Genomic DNA, 26,710 nt, shown 5'->3' on the forward strand with positions numbered 1-26,710 from the left:
GTTGTTAAAACACAAACTGATAAAAGCAGACCGATTTCGGTCTGCCTTTTATTCACTTTAGCGATAATTTATTCATTATATTTTTAAATGACTACTAGGCAAAATAAGTTTAAGGAGGAGAACATTTGAATTTTATCTGGAAATACGTTAAAAAATACCCTGGTAAATTGCTGATCACCTTCATTGCTACCTTTGGGACGGCAGCAGTAATGATCGGCTTACCTACCCTATTAGCGCAAATGATTGACAATGCCATTATCACCCAAGATATCCCTTTATTATGGCGCTATACATGGATAATGATGGGATTGGTGGTACTATCCCTCGTTTCACGGACGATTACCGCTTATACGGTTTCTACTATCGTCAATGACATGGTCATGAAGATCCGAAATGATGCCTACAAGAAAATGCAAAACCTTTCTCACCATGAGTTTCAAGAGTTGGGTGTGGCATCTTTAACGACTCGTATTTCAACCGATGCCTTTGTGATTTTACAATTTATGGAGATGACTTTAAAACAAGGTCTAGTATCCCCAATGATGCTAATTTTCTCGATTATCATGATCTTCTCCATTTCACCAGCATTAGGAATCTACGTGATTCCCGTTTCTATTATTATCATCTTATCTGTGATTTTTATCGCCAAATACACTTTGCCAATTTCTGAAAAACAACAGGCAAGTTTAGATAATATCAACCGGATTCTACGGGAAAACATTACTGGTTTACGTGTAATCCGTGCCTTCAATAATGAGCAATTCCAAGAAGGCCGGTTTAGAGACGTTAACCAATCTTACAAGAAACAATCTGGTAAATTATTCAAAACCATCGCGGTTACACCGGCCCTATTCTCTCTATTATTGAATACCGTGATTATTGCAATCCTTTGGTTTGGAGCTGGTTTGATTGAGACTGGTTCTATGCAAGTCGGTATCATGGTTGCCTTTATCGAGTATGTTTTCCACGCATTATTCTCATTATTAATGTTTGCCAACATATTTATGATGTACCCACGTGCGGCGGTTTCAGCGGGTCGATTACAAGAAGTGATGGATATGCCAATTACAGTTGCTTCACCTGATCCACAAGTGGCTATTACTGAATCTGATGAATTTGGTACCCTAGAATTCCGTGACGTTGACTTTGCTTATCCAGACGCTTCTAAGCCCGTTCTACGGAACATTTCCTTTAAAACAAATCCTGGTGAAACGGTGGCTTTTATTGGGTCAACTGGATCTGGTAAATCAACGATTGTTAAGCTAATTCCTCGTTTCTACGACGTGAGTAAAGGTCAGATTTTAATTGACGGGATTGACGTTCGAAACTATGAATTAAATGCTTTACGGTCAAAAATCGGGTATACACCGCAAAAAGCCTTACTATTTACTGGGGATATCGCGGAAAACTTACGCTACGGTAAATTCAATGCGGATGATATGGACCTGGACCGAGCGACTAACGTGGCGCAGGCTTCTGAATTTATTAATCGTTTGGAAACCAAATATGCGACTCATTTAGATGAAGGTGGGGCCAACCTATCTGGTGGACAGAAACAACGGTTGTCTATTGCCCGTTCCATTATCGCGGACCGAGAAATTTACATCTTCGATGACTCGTTCTCAGCACTAGACTACAAGACCGATGCTGCTGTTCGCCAAGCCTTAAAAGACGAAACACAAAATGCAACAACTATCATCGTTGCCCAACGTGTAAGTTCGATTATCCATGCTGATCAAATCATCGTTCTAGATGAAGGTGAAGTGGCAGCGCGCGGTACCCATAAAGAACTGCTTAAAACGTCTGAACTTTACTATGAAATTGCATCATCTCAATTAAGTGAGGAGGAATTAAATCGTGGCTAATACAGAAATTGAAAAACGAGAAATTCCAACTAAGGAAATCTTAGGCAACCTATGGCGGTATATCAAACCCTATAAAGGTCAATTCTTCTTGGCCATGTTTGCCACTGTATGGATGAATATTGCCGGTGTTTTAGAACCTATCGTACTTGGTTTAGCTATCACTGAGTTAACCAGTAATGTAGTAGATTTGATGCACCAAGTACCTGGTGCAAGTATCAACTATGAATACGTTGGTTACATTGCCCTACTTTACTTTATCCGTGGTTGCTTCTTCTGGTCGGGTCAATACTTAGGTCAGTATTGGCTAACAAACGTGGTACAAAATGCTATTTACGACCTTCGTAACGACGTGGCTAAGAAAGCCAACAACATGCCTGTTTCTTATTTTGACAGCCATCCAACAGGTGATGTCTTATCACGGATGACCAATGATATTGATTCAATTACCAATGCTTTGCAGCAGTCCTTTATTCAGTTCGTGAATGCGATTCTTGGGATTTCCTTTGCGGTGATTTCTATGTTCATTATCCAATGGCACCTAGCCTTAATTATTGTGACTACAATTCCATTATCATTCCTGTTTGCTAAGTTGATTATCAACCAATCACAATCAGCCTTCCAAAATCAAGCGAATGCCTTGGGGAACTTATTTGGTTATACGCAAGAACAGTTGTCAGGTTTCACCGAAATTAAGGTCTACAGTCGTCAAGATGAATCGGTGGCAGAATTTGAACGCCGAAACCAACAATTGCGGGATTACGGCTTTAAAGCTAGCTTCCTATCGTCTCTAATGATGCCACTACTGAATACGGTAAGTAACTTGGGTTACGTGGCCACTGCGATTGCCGGTGGTTTATATACCCTTGCTGGCAAGTTGACAGTTGGTAATCTACAAGCCTTAGTCCAATACGTGATGCAAATTACCCAACCGATTCAAATGTTGACCCAATTATCTGGTGTCTTACAATCAGCCCTAGCTGCAGCCCACCGTGTCTTCGACTTCTTAGACGAGGAAAACGAGATCCAAGAAGAAGTTACCGGCCACCTACCAGCGAAAGTAACTGGTGCTGTTGAATTCGACCACGTACGCTTCGGTTACGACCCAGAGAAACCGTTGATGCAAGATATCTCATTCAAAGTTGAACCTGGTCAAACAGTGGCCATTGTTGGCCCTACAGGTGCAGGTAAAACGACTTTAATCAACTTATTGATGCGTTTCTATGACGTGGATGCTGGTGCGATTAAAATTGATGGTGTACCTACTAAATCAATGACACGCGGAGACTTACGCAAGCACTTTGGTATGGTATTACAAGATGCTTGGTTATACACTGATACTGTCTTAGAAAATATTCGCTTCGGTAAGTTGGATGCCAATGACTATGAAGTCCAAGAAGCAGCAGAAGTTGCAAACGTTGACCATTTCATCAATACCCTACCTGGCGGTTATGAAATGGAAATCAACGAAGAAGCTAACAATATCTCATTAGGGCAAAAACAATTGATGACCATCGCTCGTGCCGTGATTGCGGATCCAGATATCTTAATCTTGGATGAAGCGACGTCATCGGTAGATACCCGTCTTGAAAAACTGATTCAAGAAGCTATGAATAAGATTATGGAAGGCAGAACAAGCTTCGTAATTGCCCACCGTTTATCAACGATTCGTGACGCTGACTTGATTCTCGTTATGCAACAAGGGAATATCACTGAACATGGTACCCATGAAGAATTAATGGCTTCAGGCGGCTTCTACGCTGATTTATACAACAGTCAATTCTCAGAAGAAACACCAATGGATGTTTCAATGGGATATTCTTAATAAACGATATGTATATCATCGTACAAAATAAAATAGTGTTGGTGGAAAATGCACAATCATTTCCACCAGCACTATTTTTGTGTACAAGAAATTCATTTTAACACGACCTTTCTAAGACGGATTTGGGAAATGAATTACATGCAACCAGCAAAAAAGGCGATAACAAATCGGTTATCGCCCTTTTGCAAAAATCACTATTCGCTTGATCCTAATTAAGATTATTGGTTTGTGTGGTTACTTTGATATTGTCTTGGTCTAGATTGTAATTGATGGTTGCGGATGCCAGTTTGTAACATAGGGCAAAAATTGGCACTGATAATAGCATACCGGCTAGGCCGAAGAAGGCACCTGAAACAGTTACTGAGAATAGCACCCAAATGCCTGGTAGACCGACTGACCCGCCGACAACTCTAGGGTAAATGATATTTCCTTCAACTTGCTGGACCACAATAATGAAAATAATAAACCAAATGGCTTGGACAACATCAACAACAGCAATTAGGAAGAAGCCGACAATCCCACCCATGATGGCCCCGTAGATAGGAACCAAGGCCATTGCACCAGTTAGGACCGAAATCGATAAGGTGAATGGGAAGTTGAAAATAGTCATTCCGATGAATACCAATACTAATAGAATAACGGCTTCCGTTACCTGACCAGACACATAGTGGCCAAATGTTTGGTTGGCTTCAGCACCTAGGTTAACTGTAAAGTTGGCCCAATGTTTCGGCATTGTTCCGTAAATAATCTTTTTAATCTGTCTGGTTAAGGTTTCCTTTTTAAAGAGAATCGACGTACCAAAGATAATGGCTACAAAGGCATTAAAGACGCCATTAACAAGGTTCCCAACAAGACTAATTGTGGTATCCAAAATACCTGATGTAAAGGATTGAACGATTGAGAATAATTGGTCTCTCAATTGGTTGGTGTCCACATTCAATTGGTTAACAGTTTCTAGTATTTCCGGGTTATCTGAAATATATTGATTAATTTTGTTATAAAGTAAATTGATTTCCGCTGGCACTTGGCTAATAAATGAGCCTAAAGTTTCCTGTAAATCGGGTACCACTAGGAAAATAATAAAGGCAATCACCACAGCGATAATCAGGTAGCCGAATAAGATGCCAACAATTCTAATCCAAGTGTGGTATTTCCCAACTAACTTTGTCATATGTTTTTCGAAAAACTTCAATGGCAAGTTAAGGATAAAGGCCAACGCTGCACCTAACAAGAAGGGCAAGGTGACAGCAATAATTGAATCAAATATTCCTTTGATAGTCCCAAAATTATTGATTGCCCAGTAACCGACAATCACAACAAACAACAAACTGACAATTCTTCGCCGTGTAAATTTCTTCTCCACTATTCGCCTCCTTTCTAATATTTCTTAATCCACAACTCATTGATGTAGTGGTCTTTTTCTTTATGAATGACAATATTGGCTCTATTGCGTGTTGGTAAGATATACTCCTGCAAGTTTATCAGGTTAATATTATTCCAGGTATGCTCTGCTCTCTCCATGGCCTTTTCATGAGGCACTTGGGTAAATTGATAGTAGAAGTCATCCGGGTGGTTAACGGCCTGGTCAACTAAGAGGTTGAATCGTTGGTAGAACCATTCTTCGATTTGCTTTTCATCTGCATCAACGTAGACGGACAAATCCCAGAAGTCACTCATATAAACCGTATTATTCTCTGATGTTTGCAGGACATTAATCCCTTCAACAATTAAGATTTGAGGGTTGCGCAATACGTTCTCCTCGTCCTCTACAATATCATAAACGGAGTGGGAATACTTTGGATAATAGATTTCACTTTTATTGCTTTTCACATCTGTTAAGAATGTCTCCAAGGCCTCCATGTTATAAGACTCTGGAAACCCTTTCCGGTCCATTAACCCTTTTTCTTCAAGCACTGCATTTGGGTATAAAAAACCGTCTGTAGTCACTAATTCAACGTTTAAATCAGGATAGGCTTGCGCTAAAAATAGTTTCAACAAACGAGCTGTTGTACTTTTACCAACGGCTACCCCACCAGCAATGCCAATAATAAAGGGCGGGATTTCTCCAGTGATGCCGAAGAAATTGGCCCGCTTTCTTTCCAGGTTTTTATAATTCTCACGGTAAATGGCAATCAATTGGGTTAAAGGTTTGTATACTTCGTTTGCATCTTTCAAAGATAGGGAATCGTTTAAAGATGTTAGCCGGTCCAATTGTTCATTGGTCAGCTTGATTTCAAACTCTTCGTTTAAGTCTTTTAAGTATTCATTCCATTCCATTCGTTCAATAATATAATAGTCTCTATTTACTAGCATACTTACTCCAAACTAGCCGGTTATTTAACCTGCCAAGTGATTTCTGTTAAACAGTGGGCCTTATCCTCACTATCAATAACATGTTGCGAATTGAATGTATCCCCTGATTTTAAATCTTCAGATACAGTTGAAATGTCTGAGTGAACGGCCCCTTCTTGGTGCAAATACATCTCTTTCTCGTAGGCAACAGTAAAGCTTGTTGGTGTATATTTTTCAAACCATTCCATTCCTAGTGAATTGGTAATCCAACGTAAATAGATGGTATTGTTCACGTGATTATTCAAATCAATGTCTAAGAATTTCACTTCAAACCGGTCTAATTTAGATTCAACCGCGACTTCCTTATTTAAACGTTTACGGCGACTTGGTCGTTCTTCTTTCTCAACTTGGTACCATTCAGCGACAATTTCTGGAATGCGGACTATTGACCGTTGATTTAAATCGATTAAAGCAAATGTTGTCTCAGCTTGGGCCAAAACTAGACCGTCATGTGTTTTCAAAGCGTAATGACGCTTGCTGAAAAACTTGTTATAAGTTGTTGCTTCAGTTTCTGCAATGATATCTTCGTTGTATCGTGGTAAACGATTGATGTCTATTTGATTTTGCGTGATGATCCAAGCCCACCCCTCTTGGCGAAAACCTTCTTTCGCTTCTGGAATCGTCGCTTCTTGGTTATTGGATGCAATCAACATGATATCCAAGATTGCAGGAAGTGTCATCTCACCTAATGCATTACAGTGGTAGTGACGCACTTTGACTGACTCTTGATATAATAAACCCACTCTTTTACCTCCTCGAACTTTTGAAATTAGTTTTGTACCCTAACTTCTACATAACATACCCTTCATTATACGGATATTTGGCTTTTTTAGCTAGCAAAAAAGCCTTCACCAGGCTTCCTTGACCCACCTTATTATGAGGGAATTTGTAATTGTCCATAACTACTGTAGAAATGCTTATAAGCTAAGTAAACAGCAATCATAGAAGTGATTGCTGAAGTTGCAATCATCATAAAATAAATCAAAATCTGATACATAATCGCACTTAAGGGAACTGCACCTGCTAGCATCATCCCTGTCATCATACCAGGTAGCAAGACTAAACCGACTGTTCTTGCTGTATCAATAGTTGGTTGCAGTGCTCCTTTAATCGCTTCTCTGACAATACCTGTAGAAGCCAATTTAATAGATGCACCAAGGGCCAATTGTTCATTCACTGCCTGTTGCGATTTGGCGAACTCATTATTCAAATTTCTAAAAGCCAATCCGATAACTGACATGGCATTTCCAACCAACATCCCTGTGATTGGAATGATTTGCGCTGGCACAAATTGAATAGAGCCTGAAACCACTAAGACCAGAATAGAGGTCACTACCCCACCAATAATAGCGATTAAAGAAATTTTGAAGGCATTGGGGATCTTATTGGCCCGTTTTGCCGCATTATAAGCCGCGTTGACAATCATAAAAATCATGATGATGGCAGTTACGATAATTGAATCGATTTGAAAAATATATGTCAATACATATCCGATGATGACCAACTGAATGATCATCCGAAGCATGGCCCATAAAATATCCTTTTCCAGCTCCAATTTTTCTTTATAAGAGATCAAGACCGCGATAATCACTAAAATAAACGAAAATACTAAAGTTGTTGGGGTTGTTGTTAATGCATTAGTCATTTTTAACACGCTCCTCAATTGTCATTTCTTGGTTGGCAATATGAAAGATTCGATTAGGTTGGATAGACCCGTCCTGGATATGACTCACCCATATAATGGTGACCCCATGTTTTTCTTTATAGTCCAGTAAAATCTGCCACACCAATTCGCGATTGCCCTCGTCTAATGATGAAGTAATTTCATCCAGTAAGAGGACTTTAGGTGGAAAAATCAGGTGTCTGATTAAACCAATCCGCTGTTTTTCCCCGCCAGAGATTTTATGAATCGATTTGTCGAGTGCGATATGACTTAAGCCAAAAGCCTTCATATAAGATAATACAAGCTTTTCATCAAAGTCTTGATCGCGGGCTTCAAAAACCAATTCAAAGTTATCACGGATGGTTTCGCCAAATAATAGTGGATTTTGGGCCACATATGAAATGTTTTGTCGGTATGTTTGATAAGCCACTTCTTCTAGTGGTTGGTCTAAGTAGGTAATTTCACCTGAATTTCTCGGAATAAGGGCTGCAATTAAACGCAGCAAGGTACTTTTTCCGCTTCCAGATGGTCCTTCAACACGAATCATTTCATTAGCATATATCAAAAAAGAGATGTCTTTTAAGAGGGCCTGGTCACCTGATTGAAAGGTCACTTGATTAAATTTTACGATAGCTTGCATGTTGATAATCCTCCCTTGGTTTGCATGAACATTTTATCATATTAGCAAGTGGTATCCAACGATTCCTCAGTCAATCTTTAAATTATCTGAAGAAAATCCTGATATACCCTTCAAAAACACCAAAAAATTGCTTTAAAGAAACAATACGTTATAATAAAACTAACAAGTTTCAAGATTAATGGAGGCGGCTAAAGATGAAACTAACGATTACACCAGCAGCACAAGCATACTTCAAAAATGACATGGGATTGTCCTCGGGTAGCCAAGTCGGATTTCATAGCCGCGTCTACGGTAAAACGGCTGTCCATGAAGGATTTTCAGTTGGCTTATCCGTAGAATCGCCAGATGGTGCCCTCTTAATTGACGAAACAATTGACGGTATCCAATACTATATTACGGAAAATGATGACTGGTTCTTCAATGGCTACGATTTTGAAGTCGACTTTTCTCCCGAAGAAGAAAATTTTATTTACCGTTTTATTGAACAATAAGCGACTTTCTTATACTATATAAGTAGTAGTAAATGACAAAATTTCACATATCTTTCCTATCTAAGCATATGAACCTAAAGCAGAAAAAAAGGAGTGTTTCTACATGAATCCGATTAAAAATTTATTTCTAGCAGCAGTTGGTGGCACACGATTAACTTATGAGAAAGCCGATGAAGTGCTAAAAAGCCTCATTGAAAAAGGTCAAATTTCCGTAGCTGAAGGTAAGTCATTAAGTGAAGATATTCAACGGGTAGCTAAGGGTCATGCAGAAGGTTCAAACGCTCCAGATTCTTTAGACCAAACCTTGTCTGAACGCATCTTAGCCCTACAAACACAAGTCGAAAACTTAACCCAAGAAGTCCAAACGTTAAAAAGGACAAACACTGAATCTGCGGATGAAGATGCCACAGAAGACGTCATTCAATAATTTTTAGATCTTATAGCGATAAGATGAGGCTGGGGCAAAAGTGCCTCAGCCTCATCTGCCATATACAGTTTTTTGATAATAATTGCTTTGAATTGACGGTGATAGCATGCAAAGAGAGAGTAGTCGTTTCCGTGAAATCGTCTCTATACTAGGTAGGTACGGATTCGGTGAGATACGATATCGAATAAAGAAGAATGAAGAAGATGATCGACCTAGAGCGCTAAGACAAGCTTTTGAAGAATTAGGCCCTAGTTTTATTAAGATTGGGCAAATCCTGTCGACTAGAAGTGACCTCTTGTCGACAGAATATCTAGTAGAATTAGAAAAGTTGCAAGAAGATACCCTACCCATCCCTTATGTGGTTATTCAACAAGAGTATTTTGAGTCTGTGGGCAGGCATATTGAGGATGATTTTGCCACCGTCAACAAGAAACCTATGGCTTCAGCCTCAATTGCCCAAGTCCACCTGGCCCAGATGAAATCTGGTGAGCAGGTCGTCGTAAAGGTTCAGCGACCTGAAATTGAAGACCAATTGATTCGCGATTTAAACATTTTTATTCGGGTTGTTGAAGCCATCCCATCAATTTTTATTGATGTCATTATCAACCCGGTAGAAATTTTAAAAGATATTAAGATCCAGATATTAGAAGAGATTGATTTCCTCAATGAAGCCCATAATATGTTGCTGTTTGCAGAAAATCACAGAAAGCGGACGACCATTTTGAACCCGATTCCTTATTTAAGGCTGTCGACCAGAAAAGTATTGGTTCAAGAATATATTGATGGCATTTCAATCGGCCGCCATTTTGCCTTAAAAGAGGAAGGCTATGACCTCAATGATCTAGCTAGCAAGTTCGTCCTGTCCTATTTATATCAGGTATTTGACGATGGCTTTTATCACGCTGACCCCCATGCCGGCAATATCATAATTAAAGACGGGAAGATTGTTTTTATCGATTTCGGGGCGATGGGGAAAATTTCCCCCGGCCAAAAACAGCTACTGGTTGAAATCTTGACTTCTTTAGTCAGTAAAGATATCGATGGTTTAGTCAATGTCTTGCTGCAAATCTGTAAGCAGAATAAAACTGTCGACAAGGTCGTTCTATACCGGGACATTGAAAGTTTATTCAACCGCTACCTAACTACAGGGATGGAAGCCTTGGAAATTGACGATATCTTCCAAGACCTCCTTAAATTTGGTCATAAACATGGGCTGACTTTCCCCTCTGAATATATTTTACTGGAGAAAACCATAGCCATGGTTCAAGGTGTTGCTCAAAGTTTAGACCCACACCTAGATTTTATGGCTATCTTCCAATCTTTCTTCTTGTCTAGCGGCACCATTCCCTGGGAGAAATTCTTGGACCCGAATGCTGTTGCAAGAGAAGCCTTTAGGACCCTGAATACCACTAGAAGAATGCCAACCAAGATAGAAAATTTAGTGGACAACATCAATAACGGTCGTTTAAATGTAAGACTAAGCTTTGAAAATATGGATGACCGGATACGGGACATTAACTCAATGATTAACCGAATTATTTTTGGGGTGATTCTATCCGCCCTTATCTTGGCATCCACATTGATCATTACCTCAGCACAAACCTATTATGCAGAATTGCTGGGTATTTTCTTTTTCGTCATTACAGCGCTTATTGGATTGATCCTTCTGATATCCATGTTGCGGGCGCGAAGGAAATAGCGTCCCTGAATTTGCCACGATTGAAATAGCCACAAAAACAGGCGGTATGCCAGATGAGATTTCATCTGGCATACCGCCTGTTATTTTTATTTAGCTTATCCTATTCTATAAAATAGGACCCCTCATATTTTATTTATACAAAGGTAAAATCGCACAACCTGTTAATTCAGGTCCTGTATGTACCGCTAAGGCTGATCCCAGTTGGACGTCGTAGGCATCTTCAAAATCCGGTAAAGCATCTTTAAGTCCTTCCAAAAGCTTGGCTGATGTCATTCTAGCATCCGGATTACCGCCACAAGAAGCCAATAAGAATTCTTCGTTTTCAGGAACAACACCCTTCACTAAATCAACCATCTTCTTTATTGTTTTGGCTTCATTATTGGTTTTTGTAGCACGGATTTTAGCGATTGTTGTATAAATTCCCTCTTCATCACAAGTGATAATTGGTTGAATATTTAACAAGGTACCCACAGCACCAGTCACCCGTCCAATTCGACCACCGGCAATTAGATATTTTAAGTTAGGGATATGGAAAAATACATGCCCTTTTTCAACTGAATCTTGTAATTTCTTGGTAATCGTTTTGAAGTCATTCTTCATTTCGAAGTATTTTGTTGCAGCGATCATAAATAGACCTGAACCAATTCCAATGTTTTTCGTATCTAAAAGGAAAAACTCAACTTGAGGAAAATCTTCTGCAATTAAACGAACTGAGTTATTAGTACCAGAAAGGTTTGATGAAATGGTAATGGCGATAATATGCGTACAGCCTTTTGCTATTAAGTGTTCAAAGGCTTGAGAAATCAATTCACCACTTGGTAGGGAGGTTTTCGGGATTTCCGATGCCATGCGCTCAAATACTTCTTGTGGTTGAATGGTTACTCCATCCAAGTAATCGCCATCTTTAAAGGCAACATTTAAAGGTAATACTTCGATTTCATATTTGTCGACAAACTCTTTTGGGACATCTGATCCAGAGTCCACAATAAAACCTATTTTTTCCAATTAATTACCTCCAACTATAAGGGTTATCCTTCTGTTTCTAGCTCTGTGATATCTTGATCTACAAAGGAAATGAATTTCTTCGCAAACAATAAATTAGTGATTGTTTCGCAAGCCAAATAGATAATATACTTATCAAAATCCTTTGGATCTGAATAGTCTGTATCAATTTCGTCATCAACGGCCACATTTAAATATACATGCCCTTTTCGTTTGATGGTAATTTCTAATAAGGCACAGAATTGATCGTAGGCGTTTGAATTGCCTTGTGACTGTGCTAGAAAAATCAACACACGACGGATGTCTTGAATTGAAATGACTTCCTTGAATAAGGTAATGACAATTAAATACGCGATATGTCGTTTATTGTAATGTCTCTTGATTGGCTTTGGAATTAACCCTAGTTTAACATAGTTATTGACCATTGAAGATGTTACAGGTTTCTTATCTGAAGAAAAAATTTGGAATGGTTCTAAATACTGGGTTACAACTGCAATGAGTTGGTCCATGTATAAAGGAATATCTGTAATTTCTTCCCATCTTGGCATGTTGACGTCGTCTAAACTTTTGACCCAGTTTTCAAATTCTATTTGTTTTTCCACTTATACTCACCCACTATTTCATTATAACTATATTGTACCATAAAGTTATCATCACTATGAACAATAGTTTTTGAAACGAGGTGTTTTATTTTGAATTCGAAAAATACAGAAAAAACATTAGCGTTTTCGGTTTCTAAATGACCATTTTGGCCAGTTAATTCTGGCCTTTTGGCCATTTTCTTTTACTTTATCATCTAGAGACATGCCTTGGCTGATGTCCTTTGCTTTGTTCCGCTCAGCATCTTGACCCTTTTTCGTTTCTATATCTGCCATGGCAGCTTGAAAATCGGGGTCATTTTGCCCGCGTTGCAGTCTCTGTCCATATAAATCTTTCATCAATTTACGGACTGTTCGTGGACTGACCTCTTCACCGTTAGCTTCTGCTGTGGCGATAAAAGTCAGAACTTCGATGTAGGACATGGCTAGGGCTGTGGTGATGATTGAGGCAGTTGTTCCTGAAATCATCCCACCTGCCACAGACCCGATACCTGGGATAAATTTAACCAAGTTAGAAACAATCAGGCGTCCTAGATAGGTTGCAGATCCTGTCCCACCAATAGCTCCTAGAATTCCTAAGGTGGTCGTTTGGTCCATGGAAATGCCAAATATAGCTGTAATATGGGCCATCATGCCTATTTGCATGGGTACGAGGACGGTTGCATCGGAAAAAGGAATGGGGGTGAATCCAACACCAAAGGTAGTGACAATATATCTTCGCGCCCAACGTCGCGCTGCTCGACCCTTTCGTTCAATATCAATCTGTTGGGCATTATTAAAAGCTGTGTGGACTTGATGTGGCAATAAGCCAAAAGTTCTTTCAACAAGCTCTTTTAGACCGAAGGCAGGGACAATCAATTCATCCGTAATCTTATAATCCTTAGCCATTAAACGGATAATGGCTTGAACGGGTAAATTTTGATTGACTAGGTACTGCTCAAACTTCAAGGCCTGTTCGCCAACTGACTGGGTTAAGACTAAGATAACAGGCATCTTACTAGCCAAATACTCAATTAAGCGAATCTCCATATTTTCAATTCGGGAAGATGAAGCATTAATACAGTAATAGGCCACGTGCATGTGTTCCTTGTTTTGAACCATTCTTGTTAATGTGTCATCGATTTCACCCGTCACTTGCATTTGGGTCTCTGTATCCAGTTCTAACCCTCTTGTATCATAGAGGACCATTGGCACACCCTCTTTTTCGATTTTATGCAAGTGTTTGGTAATCGGTTGACCAATACCTGTTTCCGCTAACTTCTCCCGGAAGATACTGTTAATCAAGGTTGATTTCCCTACGCCTGTTTTCCCAACAACCAAAATATGTACTTTTTCAATTTTTTCAATTTCTTCTTGTGTTTTCTTGGTTAATTCTCCAGCAAGAGACCAATCCATATTTTTCGCCATATCCGCTCACCTCAACTATTTTTATGCTTATAGATATTTTATCAGATAGTTTTTTAATTAATATTAATTGTATCGAATTTCCATTATTAGCTAATAGAATATGCTATACTACATGTGTAAAAAACTCATCCTACTAAAGGAGGAAAATGATGTCTGCTAATTCACGTAGTCAAGAAAAAATCAAATTGCCTTATACGAAAGCTTATTATATCACGAATGAGGTCCTGAATTCAGTGACACATGGTATTGGCTTTGTCCTTTCTATTGTTGCCACCGTTTTCCTCATCCTTAAAGGTGTTGAAAACCAAAATAGTATCGAAACTTTTTCATACGTGATGTACGGCATCTCTATGTGTGCCCTATACTTGGCTTCAACCTTATACCACAGCTTTTCATTTACCAAAGCTGCGGGTATCCTGAAAATTATCGACCATTCATCGATTTTTATTTTAATTGCTGGATCTTACACCCCCTTCGCCTTAGTCGCTATTGGTGGTGCCTTTGGCTGGTTTATCTTTATTGCACAATGGGCCATCGCCCTATTTGGGATTGTCGGTAAAATCCTCTTCCTAGATAAGATGAAGAAATTCTCCACCCTTTTATATATTTTAATGGGCTGGTTTGGTGTTATCGCTATCCCGCAAATGGCCACAGCTATCGGTTCTGGTGGCATCGCTTGGCTAATCGCCGGCGGGGTAACTTATACAGTCGGCACTATCTTCTACGCCCATGATAACTTGAAATTCTGGCATGTCATTTGGCACTTATTTGTACTCGGTGGTTCAATCGCGATGTACTTCGCCGTCTTATTATATGTGTAAGATGAAATGATTTATATGAATAATAAAATACCAAACATAGTTTAGTAGTCCTGCTACTCAACTATGCTTGGTATTTTTATTTGCTTTGTAAATATTTTAAACGGTGACCAGATTTATAAAACTCGTATTTAAGATTCAAGAACTTTTCGCAGTCTAACAAGATATCAAAGAGCATAGACCGGGTTTCAAATTCATTTCGACTTTGTGGTAAAGGTTGCTGTCTAAACCGTGACTTCAATTGTTCTAATTCATTTCGAAGTTTGGCCGCTGTATTAGATTCCGACAATTGTTGACTAACATGTCGAAAGAAACCACTCAAGTCATAAGTCTGGTCAGTTAATTCATAAATATTATCCAAGGAATTGTTGATATCATAGAGGATGATCAGTTGGTTCGACCGCATGGAAAAATAATTCAAATAGTAGTTTTGGACATCGCCAGTGATATTATTCTCAGCTTCCTTCAATGCCAGGAATTCACCGTGTTTCGCCAGCTCGTAAGCCTGATCGATTTGTTCATACAAGAAATGGTCCTGGTGGTCAGGGGTATCCATTCTGTCAGCTAGTTGATTTAAAATGATTTGCATTTCCTCTTCAATTTGCTCTTTTAACTTGTCCATCTCGACACTGGCTGATGTCTGATACAAATTGACAATTACTGCAATCCCGACACCAATCACTAATAGAAGCATTTCATTGACCCACCAATTAAAATCAGAAGCTTGTTCTAGCAACAAGTGAGAAATAAATACGGCACACGGGGCAATAGCATTATCACTCTTGAGGTAGACAGAAATGGGGTAAGTAATCAGTAGGTAAAGTGAAAATACCCAAATTTCATATCCGAAAAGATTAAATAATACGGTGGCAATCAATAAACTCAAGATCATTGTTAAGGTCAAGTTGCCGATGTATTGGATAGTTTTCTTACTGGTTTCTGCTAGGGATAGGATGGCTATAACCCCGGCAGATACTGCATAATCTAGGCCCAACCATTGGGCTAAAAATATGGCAATAAAAGTAGCCACGGCATATTTTGCACTCTTGATCGCTACACGCATTTAATCGCTCCTTTAACTTCATTCATAGCTATTTTACCATATAATCTGAAAGCTATTTTATGAGAACGTACCTTATCAACAAATTTCTAAAAATGTGCGCAATGATAATGAAATATGGTAGAATAGTGTAAGCGAGTAAGATCACATTTTTAATAAATTTATAAAAGGAGCAAAAAATGATTTTTAAAGTAACTTATCAAGATTCATTGACTGAAGTACCACGTCGTGAATCAACACACACTATGTATGTCCAAGCTGAAACTAAACGTGAGGTTCGTGCCCACCTAGAGAATGAAACCCCCTATCTAGTAGAGTTTATCCAACCACTTGAAGGTGCGCATTTAGAATACGAACAACAAAATCCAGACTTTAAAGTTGTGGAGCTTTCTAATTAATGAAAGTTGATATAAAAAATAATGAAGTTGGCGTTTTCGCTTTCGGGGGATTAGACGAAATCGGTAAAAACTCTTACGGAGTCCAATTTCAAGACGAAATTTTATTATTAGACGCTGGGGTTAAATTCCCAGAAGACGATTTGTTAGGTATTGACTACGTTATCGCTAACTACCAATACTTAATTCAAAACGAACAAAAGGTGAAAGGTTTATTCATCACCCACGGTCACGAAGACCATATAGGGGGTATTCCTTTCTTACTGAAACAAATTAATATTCCGATTTATGCTGGCAAATTAGCCATGGCTCTAATCAAAAATAAATTAGAAGAACACGGTTTATTACGCGATGCAGAATTACATATTATTGATGAAGACTCTGTCATCAAGTTTAGAAAGACATCCGTATCTTTCTACCGCACGACCCACTCTATTCCTGACGCAATGGGGATTGTTGTAAAGACCCCACCAGGAAACGTGGTATTTACTGGTGACTACAAGTTTGACTTCACCCCAGTAGGTCAACCTGCTGATATCCATAAAATGGCTAAAATCGGTGAAGAAGGCGTGCTATTGTTACTTGGTGACTCAACAAATGCTGAGATTCCAGGTTTTACCCAATCAGAACGTGTTGTTGGTGAATCATTGGCGGATATCATGTCAAATATTGAAGGTCGAATTATCTTCGCCTCATTCGCTTCAAATATTTCCCGTCTATCACAAGCCATTGACGTGGCTGTAGCCCAAGGACGGAAAATAGCTGTCTTTGGTCGTTCTATGGAAGCTGCCATTCGAAACGCTATCGAACTTGGCTACTTCAACGTTGGTGAAGATGCCTTCATCCAAAGCAATGAGATCAACCAATACCCGGCAAATGAAATCTTAATCATGTGTACAGGTTCTCAAGGTGAGCCAATGGCGGCCCTATCACGGATTGCAAACGGTACCCACCGTCAAATCTCTATCCAACCTGATGATACTGTGATTTTCTCATCTAGCCCAATCCCAGGTAACACCCTATCTGTAAACCAAGTGATCAACCAATTGCTTGCTGCAGGGGCGGAAGTTATCCATGGTAAGGTAAACAATGTTCATACTTCAGGACATGGTGGTCAGCAAGAACAAAAATTAATGCTGTCATTAATGAAACCGAAGTACTTCATGCCAGTCCACGGTGAATACCGTATGCTGTCTATTCAAGCGGAGCAAGCTGAATTAGTTGGTATTCCACACGACAACATCTTTATCATGCAAAACGGTGAAGTCTTGGCCTTAACACAAGACTCTGCTCGTCGCGCAGGTAGCTTCCCTGGTGAAGCAGTCTACGTTGATGGTAAAGGTATTGGGGATATTGGTAACATTGTTTTACGAGACCGTCATAACCTTTCTGAAGATGGTTTAGTCCTAGCAGTTGTATCTGTTGACTTTACTAAGAATGAATTACTCGCTGGTCCTGATATCGTTTCTCGTGGTTTCATTTATATGCGTGAATCAGTTGGTTTAATCCAAGATGCACAAAAAGTAATCCGTACCACTGTTATCGGTCACCTAAATTCTGGTAAGAAGGTTAACGAAAAAATCTTACGTGACGCTATGCAAAATGCCCTACAACCATTCTTGTATAAACGTACTAAACGTAACCCAATGATTATGGCAGTCGTAATGCCTGTGTAATCAAGATTATTCACAATAGAAAAATAAACCTGCGATGTTTAACTAAGTTAGCTTTCATCGCAGGTTTTTGCTTTTCTGTTATCAATAATCTATTCAACCAATTGGTTTTGGAAGGCGTATATCGTTGCTTGGGTCCGGTCTTCCACCCCAAGTTTGGACAAAATATTGGATACATGGGTTTTAACAGTTTTCAATGTGATGAACAATTCGTCAGCAATCTCTTGGTTTGATTTGCCAGCCGCAATTAACTGCAAGACTTCTTGTTCACGTGTCGTGAGATCATCATGCAGATAGTGACGGTTGGCTTCGACTTCATGGGCAATCAGTTTTTCATTCACTGTAGGGGCAATAACAGATTCACCAGCATACGTTCGGCGAATGGCTGATGCAATTTCACTGGCTGAGGACGTTTTTAAAATATAGCCCTTAGCCCCAGCTTCCATAGCTGGATACACTTTTTCATCATCAATAAAGGAAGTGACGATTAAAATATTGGCTTCTGGCCATTCAGCTAAGATTTCTTGCGTAGCTTGGATGCCATCCATATTATCCATGACTAAATCCATTAAAATGATATCTGGTTGCAGGGATAAGGCCATTGTCTTGCCCTCTACCCCGTCTTTGGCCTCTCCTACTATCTTTAGGTCCGCTTGGGTAGATAAGTAGGTAGAAACGCCTAATCTGACCATTTCATGGTCATCTACTAACAATACGCTAATCATACATTGCCTCCATCTTTCTTGGTATCACGATTTGTATCAAAGTTCCCTGTTTTTCAAAGGAAATAATATTGGTAGATCCACCTAGCTGAGCCACCCGCTCTTGTATATTTTTCAGGCCATAACCACCACTTTTTAGCAATTCCTTATCGGTATCAAAACCCACGCCATCATCCGAAAATCGCATATAGATATTCCGATCTTTTTCATATAAATGACACTCTATAATCTGCGCTTTAGCATGACGTAAAGAATTGGATAATAATTCCTGGACGATTCGGAATAGGTGGTTCTCTACCTCAGGTAATAGCTGGACATCCGTTACGGAGGCTTCAAAGTTGATTTTAACCTTGGTTTCAAGCTCCCTAAAGAGTTGTTGAATTCCCTCAGCAAGGCTTTGATTGGTCAAGGAAATTGGCCGCAGATGGAGTAGTAAGGAGCGCATTTCAGCTTGTGCCTGGTCCACCATATCTGCCACCTTACCGATTAATTGCCGGTTTACAGGATCCATATTGTCCGCCTGCTCTTGTATAGCCGATAAAATCATGGTCATAGCAAATAATTGCTGACTCACTGAGTCATGCAATTCCCGCGCAATCCGTTGCCGTTCCTCTTTGACTAGTTCGTTTCGGTTCATCTCAGAAGTTGCCTCATCTGCCACCGTTTTGGCTTGTAAAGCCATTTCCATATTCTGAAACATGGCCCTCAACCGCTCGATTTGTGCATTCACTTGTTCATCCGTATAGATGCCCGCACCTTCTTCTTGAAAGATGGGTGAATCATATTTTCTAGCAGCCAAGGCAGTCAGCTTAGCCGTTAATTTATGCTCATCCTTGTATAGAAAGAAATACAAGACAAAGCTTGCAACCAATGAAATCACTATATTAAAGACTAATAGATAAACAAAGGGCAGAGCCAACCGTGCTAATTCAAGATAAGACCGATCGATATTTAAGGTATTTGGTACAACTATAAGGAATAAATAAGCCCCAATCGCTAATGTCAAAAGGGACAACCATGTAACTAGGAAAATAGTTAAAAAGCGACGACTTCTCATAGAAAGACCACCTCAACTGTTCCCCAACCTTGAGAAACTTGCAAGTAAATTTTTCGGTTACTTTGCTGGTAAGATGCGCTTTCAAAGGTTTTACGCTCATTGTTTAGAGCCACTTTTTCCCCATTCCAATTGACTTCAGTACGAAAACCATTGACATGTAATTCAAGACCTACCCCTTCAGGTACAACAAGTTTCGTTTGACCGATTAGCTGGTTAATTACGACCACATTGGTTCCAACAGGGACAATTGTTGACCCGAAATCGATAAAAGTATTGGCATATAGATGATATATTTCCACATCTTCCCAAGCATATACCGCTTCCTTGTAGGGACCATTGTTGAATAAGTAGTCGAATTTAAGGAAAGCTACCTTCTCTTGATCCTGAAATGCACCATCTTCAGCAGCTACAATTTTGGTTTGACGTAAGGTTAAGTCATGATGGTCATTTTCCGACTTGTCTCTCACAATCGCATAGTAGATCAAGCCAACAATCATCATAGCCAATAAAATACTTGAGATATATGGCAAAGTCACAACCCCAATAAAAATCAGAAAACACCCTATGGCAACAAGAATCAAGTTTAACCAACTTTGGTTTTTCTTATCTGCTGTCATTTTTAATTTTATCCGGTTACTCACAGCTAATAACCCGTAACCCACAACAATGGCAATCAAATTTTCTGGCTTAATTAATAAGCCGGTAAAAACAATCAACCCGGCAAAACAAGCTAAAATCATCCAAAGATTTCTCATAATGCCCTCCATCCTAATTATATACTCTAATCATACCACTTCTACATTTTACTATATACGACCATTTTATGAGAACTGAATGACTTTTACATTGGACTTAAGCCTTAAAGATTGCCATTACAGCAAAAAAGACATACCCCCACCATGCGAATGGTAGAGATATGTCTTGAAATTTGCTTGAATTAGATTGCGTCAACGCTTGTGATTTTAACAACCATGTCGCCGCCTGGTGTTTCGATCGTTACTTCATCGTTCACACCTTTACCAATTAATGCTTGTGCAATCGGCGATTCATTAGAAATTTTACCATCTAATGGATCTGCTTCTGCACGACCAACAATTGAGTAAACTTCTTCGTCGCCATCTGGTAACTCAATAAAAGTTACTTTACGACCTAATGAAACGATACCTTCATCGATTTCATTTGGATCGATAATTTTAGCGTAACGAACCATTTTTTCTAATTTTTGAATTTGCCCTTCAACGAAAGCTTGTTCATCCTTAGCCGCTTCATATTCAGAGTTTTCTGATAAATCTCCGTATGAACGTGCGATTTTGATTCGTTCTACAATTTCTTTACGTTTTACAATTTTTAACTCGTCTAAATCTTGTTGAATTTTCTCAAGACCTTCTTGGGTCATTGGGTATACTTCTTCTGCCATACTTTTACTCCTAACAACAATAGTAATTTCAACTTATCAAAAGTGAATAGACCCACAATATCATGGAACTAGAAATTTTGCAATACACTTTATCTGATATCTTCTAATAAAATTTTAATTAATCGATTTTTAAATCATTTGGAATGATTGAACGGATTTTTGTCGTCATCAAATCGATTGCAACATTATTTGATCCACCTTCAGGGATGATAATATCCGCGAATTTTTTTGTAGGTTCAATAAATTGCTCATGCATCGGTTTAACAATCGATGTGTACATGTCGATAATTGAATCTAAAGAACGGCCACGTTCAGCCATATCACGTTTAATACGACGGATGATACGAATGTCGTCATCTGTATCTACAAAGACTTTAATATCCATCAAATCACGAAGCTCTTTATCAGAGAAGATTAAGATACCTTCAATTATAATCACCTCTTTAGGTTCTACACGAATCGTTTCTTCTGCACGATTGTGTTGAGTGAAATCATAAACCGGCATTTGGACAGCTTGTCCATCCAATAATTGTCTAATATGCTCGCTAAGTAAGTCATTGTCAAATGCAAATGGGTGGTCATAGTTAGTTAACACACGTTCATCCATTGTTAAATGACTTTGATCTTTATAATAAGCATCTTGTGGAATATAAGCTAAACTTACATCTCCAAATTCTTCTATAATTTTACGGGTTACAGTAGTCTTACCAGAACCAGTACCCCCTGTTACACCAATGATGATTGGCTTACGCATTCAAAACACACCTTCCTGATATTAAAAATAAGCTCGAATTCACTGCTATTAAATATAGAGAAAAATGTTCTCAATTGCAAGTAAATTCAAGCTATTTTTATTTTTTTAATCGCATTAGACCCTTCTGATTATAAGTCAGCATTCTCTTCAGATACATATTGTTCAACTAAAGCATCATGCTCTTCATATGTTTCTGAATAATATACTTCACCGGTTGTTAAATCAGCCACAAAGTATAGGTAGTCAGATTCTGTTGGATTCATAGAAGCTTCGATAGCTTCGATACCAGGGTTATTAAATGGTCCCGGTCCAAAACCAGTATTGATGTACAAGTTATACGGTGAATCAACTGCAGCATCCTCATTCGTTACGTATGCAGAATGCGTATTGTTCGCATATAAAACTGAAATATCTGATTGAATTGGCATATCGATTTCTAAACGGTTGATGAATACACCAGCAATCAATTCACGGTCTTCTAGTGAAGATGCTTCTGCTTCAACCAATGAAGCTAATGTTAAGAATTCGTGGAAAGTGAAACCAGACGCTTCAATTTCAGCGGTGTGGGTTTGACGAACATTTTCCATTTCCCCAACCATCATAGTCACGATGTCTGCAACCGTTGCAGTGGATGACAATTCATAAGTTGCTGGGTATAAGTACCCTTCCAACTTGTAGCGCACGTCGTCATTTTCCGATACGTTAGTCAACAATTCTGGGTATGTGGCCAATAATTCATCGAATAAAGCGTCATCCGTCATTTGTGCTAAAGCGTCTTCTTGTTCAATGCCAAGCGCATCTGCAATAATTTGCGAAATGGCCTCTAGTGATGAACCTTCAGGAATAGCAACTGAATCAACTTGAGCTGTAGCCCCTTGTTGTAGTTCGTTATTCGCATCTGTATAGCCGAGATTCTTGTGTAAGGTGTAAGTCCCCGCTTCAATCGCGTCATCCCCAAAGAATCTCAAATAAGTTGTAAAAAGGAAATCGTTAAAGATAACGCCTTCGTCATCCATGATGCCTGCAATATCAGCTGTTGTCGACCCTTCTGGTATGGTAACTTCGACAGTTTCATCAGAGCTTCCAATACCTCCTGTAAAAATCATAAACGATAGAGATAATCCGACAACCACAATAAGGGCTGCGGCAACAACTAAAAACCATTTAGCTATTTTTGAAGCAGTAGATTCTGCTTTACGATCAAGATCTCTTTGCTTTTTGTAAAAATCTTCGCGTGCTTTCTTAGACATATAGCGACTCCTCTTCTAGTAAAATCATTAATCCCATTATACATGAATGGGTAATTTTTCTATATAAATGTTAGATAAATACAAACAAACGTAAAAAAACTGTAATATTGCACAGGATGTGAGCGCGGGCGGTCAGATAGGATGCGAAATCCGACTACAATTGAATCCACATCAAAAAACACGGTAAGGTAACATTCCCCTAACCGTGTTTTTAACAAAATTGCACTACACTGCTGCTTGCGTCTTAAAGTCATTTGCTTTCAATTTCTTGTACTTTATAGTGTAGAAGATAATGATTAAAAGCGTGAACACAATCAGAATTGACGTTAAAACAATTACATCAGTGCTTATGCTACCACCTATACCGAATAATTGTCTGTAGGCATCTACAGAATAAGTAATTGGTAGGTAGGGATGGATCGCTTCAAAGAATGGATTTGACAATTGAATTGGATAGGTACCACCTGAACCTGACAGTTGTAAAATCAAGAAAATTAACATTATGAAAGAGCCAATTTTATCAAACAATAAATTAAATAACATGACAATCGAAATTGAAGTTAAGGCTGTTATTATCGTTACGAGTAATGTTTTACTCATAGAAAATGTTTCTAAACCATTCACTGTATGTAATAGAAATACCATAATCAAGGATTGCAGAATACCAACCACTGCCAACACAGAGAATTTACTTGCCCACCAGCTGATGCCATTTTTAGGGCGACCTTTAGGTGTATAACTATCGAACATTAGATTTAAGGTAATTGCACCGATGAATAAAGCAACAGACATCATATATGGCGCCATCCCTGTACCATTATTTGGAATTGGTGCGGTTTCAGTTTGATTAGTGTCGACTGGTTCTGCCATCATGTCATACGTATTGTCAGTTGCATCAACTTCGTTCAGCGTTTGACTACCATTCGCTAACTGTGTACTTAATTCAGATGTACCAACAGCGATTGTGCCTAGGCCGTCACCTAATGTTTGTGAACCATTCGCCAATTGATCTGCTCCATCTGCAATTTGCCCTGCACCATCTGCAAGTTGGCTAGTACCATCAGTTAATTGACCACTATTAGCAACTAGTTGGCCAGTACCATCAGCCAAGGCTTGTGTACCTGCTTGCAATTGAATGGCGCCATCAGCCAAAGTGCCTGTTTGGCTATTCAATGTATTAAGACCTTCACTCAATTGATTAGAACCATCTGTTAGTGATAAACCACCCGCATTCAATTCTTGGGTACCGTCATTCAGTTGACTCATACCTGAAGCTAATGCAGTAGCACCACTTTGTGCTTGATCTATTCCAGCATCCAGTGTCTGTGCGCCCGCTAATAAGGTATTGCTACTAGATGCCACTTGGTTAACGCCATCAATTAAGGTATTGGTACCATCATATAAAGCATCATACCCTTCAGTTAATTGATGAACACTTGCTTGTAAATTAGCAATCTGGCTACCAATTGCCGTGACATCAACGTCTTGCAAACTAGATAGAGACGATAAATCAGTAGAAATCGTTTGAACTGAGCCCGCTTGAGTAGTGGCCACTGTCGTAAATTGGTTTGCAACAGCCGTACTAACTGCAGCCTCTTGTTCAGGCGTTAATGCAGCCCCGCTTGCTTCAATTGCTGTTAAAACAGCTTCTGTATTACTAGTTGGGTCACTAACTGCTACAATACTGGTCAATTGTGTTTGCACATCTGCCATTGCAGTCGATAATGTCTCTAATTGGCCAGTAACATCTGATAAGTCTCCAGCTAAACTTGAATTCTGTAAACTACTATCTAAATTATCTAAACCTGATTTCATTTGATCTAATCCGGTTTGTAAAGCTGTTATTTTCGCAGCCTGTTCTTCGCTTGTTAGACTCGCATTTAATTGTGATAAGCCATCTGTTAAAGCCTGACTCCCTTCAGCTAATTGCACCATGCCATCGTTCAAACTATTAGCGCCATCTGCTAATGTCACTGTATTATCAGACAAAGTAGTTAACCCAGCACTTAGAGTAGCACTACCATCAGCTAAATCGCCTGCACCGCTGGTCAATTGACTTACGCCCGATGTCAAGGCAGGCATACTATCTGTTAATTGACTGGTACCTTCGTTTAAAGCCGTAGCACCTTCGTTTACTTGACTGACACCATCAATATATGTGTTTAAACCAACATCTAAGCTATCTGCCCCATCAGCAAAAATTAGACTTGATGATGCTAAAGTGTTTAAATTTTCTGTTATTGTAGCATTTCCATCTGCAGCTTCTTCTACACCGTCTTTAATTTGACTACCACCATCCGCAGCATCTTGCATTTTATCTGCCACAGTTTGTAATTGTGCAAAAATTGTTTCCGCGTATATTTTAGTCACTTCGCTAGATACCGAATCCTTAATCGTATTAGCTGCAGAAGAGGTTAGCTTGGAGGCAATATAAGAATGTCCCGCGCTGGTTTCATAATTTAAGGTCATTTGTTTGGGTTCATCTTCAAGTAAGCTCGTGGCGTTTTCTGAGAAATTTTCGGGAATGGTGATGACCATATAGTAATCACCATCTTTTAATCCAGCCTCAGCATCTGATTTTGACACAAATTCAAAATCCATTTCATCTGAATTTTCCAACTCATCCACTAAATTATCCCCTATTGCTAAGTTTTCATCATTATATTGAACTGCCTTGTCTTCATTCACAACGGCTACTGGTAAATTCGCAAGTTTTCCATATGGATCCCACATAGAACTCAAAAAAATTACTGTGTATAACGAAGGAATAAAAGCTATCCCTAGTAAAATAATGATCATTTTTTTCTTTGTAAATATTGATTGCCATTCTTGCTTAATCAAAGCAGCACACATCCATTCTTATTCTTTTTCGTTAGAAGTAACAATTGATTCCCAATCTATAACATTCACTTCATTAGTGCCTGCCATTAATAATGATTCAAGTGTATATCTTTGTAATCGTTGTTTAAATAATTGCTCAGCATCAGAAAATACATCTAATACTTCGCGTTTTTTATTCTTAATTTTATCAGCATGTAAAAATACTTTTTCTGCTAAATTTGTTGGTCGAACAAAACTTTCTTTGCCCTCAACCGCTTCATAAATATGTAACATCGTCATATCTTTAGGTGATTTCTTTAATACAAAACCGCCATCCTTACCAGCTATAGAATGCACCAAACCTGAAACCACCAAAGAACGCATGATTTTTTTCAGGTATGAATCAGACACCTCAAGACGCCGACTTAAAATTGTGCTTTTTATGGGACGGTGATCGACCTGGGTTGCCAGCATAATCATTATACAAATGGCCTGTTCAACCCCACTTTTCATCTTCATTGAATACCCTCCATTCGTGGATGAAATTTATCTATGGATACATTCTATCTTTTGATTATTTCATTTACAAGTATTTTCCACTCTTCTCATCAATTATTTATTTAGTTTTTTCCATGAAAAAAGCGGCTCTACAATATATAGGACTGATGACTTGAAAAAGTCCTTGGTTCTATATTTTTTTACAAAAAAAGAGGAATCTCCATTATCATAAAGTTAACCACAACCATAGATAGAATAGGAGATTCCCACATGAATAAG

The 26,710-nt window shown here is 38.9% G+C and carries 25 protein-coding genes; 8 read left to right on the forward strand and 17 right to left on the reverse strand.

Going from position 1 to position 26,710, the window contains the following annotated elements; translation table 11 throughout:
* The first annotated feature begins 125 nt into the window (after positions 1–125).
* Together ACFW0C_RS05575 and ACFW0C_RS05580 are read left to right on the forward strand one after the other, a co-directional pair.
* Positions 126–1,865 (forward strand): ABC transporter ATP-binding protein, encoded by a 1,740-nt coding sequence (locus ACFW0C_RS05575; RefSeq protein ID WP_378106099.1) that lies wholly within the window; start codon positions 126–128, stop codon positions 1,863–1,865.
* Positions 1,858–3,687: an ABC transporter ATP-binding protein gene (locus ACFW0C_RS05580; RefSeq protein ID WP_378106100.1), complete on the forward strand. Its 1,830-nt coding sequence runs from the start codon at positions 1,858–1,860 to the stop codon at positions 3,685–3,687. Before ACFW0C_RS05575 ends, ACFW0C_RS05580 begins: the two co-directional genes overlap by 8 nt.
* Positions 3,688–3,895: 208 nt before the next feature.
* Here ACFW0C_RS05580 and ACFW0C_RS05585 read toward each other — a convergent pair whose 3' ends face one another.
* The 5 genes from ACFW0C_RS05585 to ACFW0C_RS05605 all read right to left on the reverse strand — a co-directional run bounded on the left by ACFW0C_RS05585 (position 3,896) and on the right by ACFW0C_RS05605 (position 8,342).
* Positions 3,896–5,050: an AI-2E family transporter gene (locus ACFW0C_RS05585; protein ID WP_378106101.1), complete on the reverse strand. Its 1,155-nt coding sequence runs from the start codon at positions 5,048–5,050 to the stop codon at positions 3,896–3,898.
* Positions 5,051–5,064: 14 nt separating this feature from the next.
* Positions 5,065–6,000 (reverse strand): type I pantothenate kinase, encoded by a 936-nt coding sequence (gene coaA, locus ACFW0C_RS05590; RefSeq protein ID WP_111856947.1) that lies wholly within the window; start codon positions 5,998–6,000, stop codon positions 5,065–5,067.
* Positions 6,001–6,020: 20 nt separating this feature from the next.
* Positions 6,021–6,782, reverse strand: coding sequence for an acyl-[acyl-carrier-protein] thioesterase (locus ACFW0C_RS05595; protein ID WP_378106103.1), 762 nt, complete (start codon positions 6,780–6,782; stop codon positions 6,021–6,023).
* Positions 6,783–6,913: 131 nt separating this feature from the next.
* Positions 6,914–7,684, reverse strand: a complete 771-nt coding sequence (locus ACFW0C_RS05600; protein ID WP_378106104.1) for an ABC transporter permease — start codon at positions 7,682–7,684, stop codon at positions 6,914–6,916.
* A complete protein-coding gene (locus tag ACFW0C_RS05605; RefSeq protein WP_378106106.1) occupies positions 7,677–8,342 on the reverse strand; it encodes an ATP-binding cassette domain-containing protein in 666 nt (221 codons plus the stop codon). Before ACFW0C_RS05605 ends, ACFW0C_RS05600 begins: the two co-directional genes overlap by 8 nt.
* 194 nt (positions 8,343–8,536) lie before the next feature.
* On the opposite strand from ACFW0C_RS05605, the gene ACFW0C_RS05610 reads away from it, so the two are divergent.
* The 3 genes from ACFW0C_RS05610 (at position 8,537) to ACFW0C_RS05620 (ending at position 10,959) form a co-directional block, all read left to right on the forward strand.
* Positions 8,537–8,833 carry a HesB/YadR/YfhF family protein gene (locus ACFW0C_RS05610; RefSeq protein WP_048725749.1) on the forward strand — a complete coding sequence of 99 codons (297 nt, stop codon included), beginning with the start codon at positions 8,537–8,539 and terminating at the stop codon, positions 8,831–8,833.
* Between the two features lie 103 nt (positions 8,834–8,936).
* Positions 8,937–9,260, forward strand: a complete 324-nt coding sequence (locus tag ACFW0C_RS05615) for a hypothetical protein (protein WP_378106108.1) — start codon at positions 8,937–8,939, stop codon at positions 9,258–9,260.
* A gap of 106 nt (positions 9,261–9,366) precedes the next feature.
* Positions 9,367–10,959 (forward strand): ABC1 kinase family protein, encoded by a 1,593-nt coding sequence (locus ACFW0C_RS05620; RefSeq protein ID WP_378106109.1) that lies wholly within the window; start codon positions 9,367–9,369, stop codon positions 10,957–10,959.
* A 129-nt stretch (positions 10,960–11,088) separates the two neighbouring features.
* Here the strand turns inward: ACFW0C_RS05620 and ACFW0C_RS05625 are convergent, their stop codons facing one another.
* The 3 genes from ACFW0C_RS05625 to ACFW0C_RS05635 all read right to left on the reverse strand — a co-directional run bounded on the left by ACFW0C_RS05625 (position 11,089) and on the right by ACFW0C_RS05635 (position 13,967).
* Positions 11,089–11,964 (reverse strand): DegV family protein, encoded by an 876-nt coding sequence (locus ACFW0C_RS05625; RefSeq protein WP_378106111.1) that lies wholly within the window; start codon positions 11,962–11,964, stop codon positions 11,089–11,091.
* Positions 11,965–11,987: 23 nt separating this feature from the next.
* The gene (locus ACFW0C_RS05630) at positions 11,988–12,563 is read right to left on the reverse strand and encodes a DUF1836 domain-containing protein (protein WP_111856942.1); all 576 of its coding nucleotides are present in this window, start codon (positions 12,561–12,563) and stop codon (positions 11,988–11,990) included.
* A 117-nt stretch (positions 12,564–12,680) separates the two neighbouring features.
* Positions 12,681–13,967: a YcjF family protein gene (locus ACFW0C_RS05635; RefSeq protein WP_378106113.1), complete on the reverse strand. Its 1,287-nt coding sequence runs from the start codon at positions 13,965–13,967 to the stop codon at positions 12,681–12,683.
* A 149-nt stretch (positions 13,968–14,116) separates the two neighbouring features.
* On the opposite strand from ACFW0C_RS05635, the gene ACFW0C_RS05640 reads away from it, so the two are divergent.
* On the forward strand, positions 14,117–14,788 hold the full coding sequence (locus tag ACFW0C_RS05640; RefSeq protein WP_378106114.1) for a hemolysin III family protein: 672 nt from the start codon (positions 14,117–14,119) through the stop codon (positions 14,786–14,788).
* Between the two features lie 76 nt (positions 14,789–14,864).
* On the opposite strand, the gene ACFW0C_RS05645 is transcribed toward ACFW0C_RS05640, so the two are convergent.
* On the reverse strand, positions 14,865–15,848 hold the full coding sequence (locus ACFW0C_RS05645) for an aromatic acid exporter family protein (RefSeq protein WP_378106116.1): 984 nt from the start codon (positions 15,846–15,848) through the stop codon (positions 14,865–14,867).
* A 176-nt stretch (positions 15,849–16,024) separates the two neighbouring features.
* Here ACFW0C_RS05645 and ACFW0C_RS05650 point away from each other — a divergent pair, with 176 nt between their 5' ends.
* A complete protein-coding gene (locus tag ACFW0C_RS05650; RefSeq protein WP_003142522.1) occupies positions 16,025–16,243 on the forward strand; it encodes a DNA-directed RNA polymerase subunit epsilon in 219 nt (72 codons plus the stop codon).
* Positions 16,243–17,916 carry a ribonuclease J1 gene (rnjA, locus tag ACFW0C_RS05655; RefSeq protein ID WP_378106118.1) on the forward strand — a complete coding sequence of 558 codons (1,674 nt, stop codon included), beginning with the start codon at positions 16,243–16,245 and terminating at the stop codon, positions 17,914–17,916. Before ACFW0C_RS05650 ends, rnjA begins: the two co-directional genes overlap by 1 nt.
* A gap of 89 nt (positions 17,917–18,005) precedes the next feature.
* Here rnjA and ACFW0C_RS05660 read toward each other — a convergent pair whose 3' ends face one another.
* From ACFW0C_RS05660 to ACFW0C_RS05695, 8 genes are all read right to left on the reverse strand, one after another.
* Positions 18,006–18,638: a response regulator gene (locus ACFW0C_RS05660; RefSeq protein ID WP_378106119.1), complete on the reverse strand. Its 633-nt coding sequence runs from the start codon at positions 18,636–18,638 to the stop codon at positions 18,006–18,008.
* Entirely contained in the window at positions 18,631–19,692 is a 1,062-nt protein-coding gene (locus ACFW0C_RS05665) for a sensor histidine kinase (protein WP_378106120.1), read from the reverse strand. Before ACFW0C_RS05665 ends, ACFW0C_RS05660 begins: the two co-directional genes overlap by 8 nt.
* Complete coding sequence (gene liaF, locus ACFW0C_RS05670) at positions 19,689–20,447, reverse strand: cell wall-active antibiotics response protein LiaF (RefSeq protein ID WP_378106121.1); 759 nt, start codon at positions 20,445–20,447, stop codon at positions 19,689–19,691. Before liaF ends, ACFW0C_RS05665 begins: the two co-directional genes overlap by 4 nt.
* Before the next feature lie 182 nt (positions 20,448–20,629).
* Positions 20,630–21,109: a transcription elongation factor GreA gene (gene greA, locus ACFW0C_RS05675; protein WP_003140974.1), complete on the reverse strand. Its 480-nt coding sequence runs from the start codon at positions 21,107–21,109 to the stop codon at positions 20,630–20,632.
* Between the two features lie 118 nt (positions 21,110–21,227).
* Complete coding sequence (udk, locus tag ACFW0C_RS05680) at positions 21,228–21,863, reverse strand: uridine kinase (RefSeq protein ID WP_003140972.1); 636 nt, start codon at positions 21,861–21,863, stop codon at positions 21,228–21,230.
* A 128-nt stretch (positions 21,864–21,991) separates the two neighbouring features.
* Complete coding sequence (gene mltG / locus ACFW0C_RS05685) at positions 21,992–23,113, reverse strand: endolytic transglycosylase MltG (RefSeq protein ID WP_378106123.1); 1,122 nt, start codon at positions 23,111–23,113, stop codon at positions 21,992–21,994.
* A gap of 225 nt (positions 23,114–23,338) precedes the next feature.
* Positions 23,339–25,966 (reverse strand): YhgE/Pip family protein, encoded by a 2,628-nt coding sequence (locus ACFW0C_RS05690; protein ID WP_378106125.1) that lies wholly within the window; start codon positions 25,964–25,966, stop codon positions 23,339–23,341.
* 6 nt (positions 25,967–25,972) lie between these two features.
* Entirely contained in the window at positions 25,973–26,452 is a 480-nt protein-coding gene (locus ACFW0C_RS05695; RefSeq protein WP_378106127.1) for an RrF2 family transcriptional regulator, read from the reverse strand.
* Positions 26,453–26,710: the final 258 nt, after the last annotated feature.

Source organism: Aerococcus sp. NPDC058936 (genome assembly GCF_042741995.1).
Lineage (GTDB): Bacteria > Bacillota > Bacilli > Lactobacillales > Aerococcaceae > Aerococcus.

Bases quoted from the DNA above. Each gene is read 5' to 3' on its own strand.
- ACFW0C_RS05615 (WP_378106108.1), top strand. From the start codon at position 8,937: ATGAATCCGATTAAAAATTTATTTCTAGCAGCAGTTGGTGGCACACGA.
- ACFW0C_RS05620 (WP_378106109.1), top strand. From the start codon at position 9,367: ATGCAAAGAGAGAGTAGTCGTTTCCGTGAAATCGTCTCTATACTAGGT.
- ACFW0C_RS05665 (WP_378106120.1), bottom strand. From the start codon at position 19,692: ATGAGAAGTCGTCGCTTTTTAACTATTTTCCTAGTTACATGGTTGTCC.
- ACFW0C_RS05660 (WP_378106119.1), bottom strand. From the start codon at position 18,638: ATGATTAGCGTATTGTTAGTAGATGACCATGAAATGGTCAGATTAGGC.
- mltG (WP_378106123.1), bottom strand. From the start codon at position 23,113: ATGTCTAAGAAAGCACGCGAAGATTTTTACAAAAAGCAAAGAGATCTT.
- ACFW0C_RS05605 (WP_378106106.1), bottom strand. From the start codon at position 8,342: ATGCAAGCTATCGTAAAATTTAATCAAGTGACCTTTCAATCAGGTGAC.
- udk (WP_003140972.1), bottom strand. From the start codon at position 21,863: ATGCGTAAGCCAATCATCATTGGTGTAACAGGGGGTACTGGTTCTGGT.
- liaF (WP_378106121.1), bottom strand. From the start codon at position 20,447: ATGAGAAATCTTTGGATGATTTTAGCTTGTTTTGCCGGGTTGATTGTT.
- greA (WP_003140974.1), bottom strand. From the start codon at position 21,109: ATGGCAGAAGAAGTATACCCAATGACCCAAGAAGGTCTTGAGAAAATT.
- ACFW0C_RS05610 (WP_048725749.1), top strand. From the start codon at position 8,537: ATGAAACTAACGATTACACCAGCAGCACAAGCATACTTCAAAAATGAC.
- ACFW0C_RS05690 (WP_378106125.1), bottom strand. From the start codon at position 25,966: ATGTGTGCTGCTTTGATTAAGCAAGAATGGCAATCAATATTTACAAAG.
- coaA (WP_111856947.1), bottom strand. From the start codon at position 6,000: ATGCTAGTAAATAGAGACTATTATATTATTGAACGAATGGAATGGAAT.
- ACFW0C_RS05635 (WP_378106113.1), bottom strand. From the start codon at position 13,967: ATGGCGAAAAATATGGATTGGTCTCTTGCTGGAGAATTAACCAAGAAA.
- ACFW0C_RS05650 (WP_003142522.1), top strand. From the start codon at position 16,025: ATGATTTTTAAAGTAACTTATCAAGATTCATTGACTGAAGTACCACGT.
- ACFW0C_RS05640 (WP_378106114.1), top strand. From the start codon at position 14,117: ATGTCTGCTAATTCACGTAGTCAAGAAAAAATCAAATTGCCTTATACG.
- ACFW0C_RS05600 (WP_378106104.1), bottom strand. From the start codon at position 7,684: ATGACTAATGCATTAACAACAACCCCAACAACTTTAGTATTTTCGTTT.
- ACFW0C_RS05695 (WP_378106127.1), bottom strand. From the start codon at position 26,452: ATGAAGATGAAAAGTGGGGTTGAACAGGCCATTTGTATAATGATTATG.
- rnjA (WP_378106118.1), top strand. From the start codon at position 16,243: ATGAAAGTTGATATAAAAAATAATGAAGTTGGCGTTTTCGCTTTCGGG.
- ACFW0C_RS05645 (WP_378106116.1), bottom strand. From the start codon at position 15,848: ATGCGTGTAGCGATCAAGAGTGCAAAATATGCCGTGGCTACTTTTATT.